Origin of the sequence: Eisenbergiella sp. OF01-20 (assembly GCF_003478085.1) — a bacterium.
Classification (GTDB): domain Bacteria; phylum Bacillota; class Clostridia; order Lachnospirales; family Lachnospiraceae; genus Eisenbergiella.
This window is the reverse complement of sequence record NZ_QUES01000108.1, coordinates 334-555: the sequence shown is the minus strand read 5'-3', so window position 1 is coordinate 555 and position 222 is coordinate 334. Positions and strand designations below refer to the sequence as shown.

General features: G+C 49.5%; 1 protein-coding gene. It reads right to left on the bottom strand.

Going from position 1 to position 222, the window contains the following annotated elements; all coding sequences use genetic code 11:
- Positions 1-222 (bottom strand): virulence-associated E family protein (locus DXA36_RS33810; RefSeq protein ID WP_243114796.1); only part of this gene is annotated, 222 nt, incomplete at both ends.

The following is a 222-nucleotide window of genomic DNA, read 5'->3' as shown; positions in this document are numbered from 1 at the left end:
GCCGGGTGGGTTTCATAGGGTATCTTGTAAACCTCTTTCTGCCGGCTTAAAAACGACTTGATTTCTTCGATGCTCTTGGCGTTTGCGGTTGCCATCATTTCCGACATTTCGATAATCCAGTGACCTTGCAGCTTTCGGTACACATTGTCATCGTCCAGCTTCCGCAAATCATCGGAGAACCACTCGTCCCGGATTGCCAGCAGACGGAAGAAAGTGGACTTG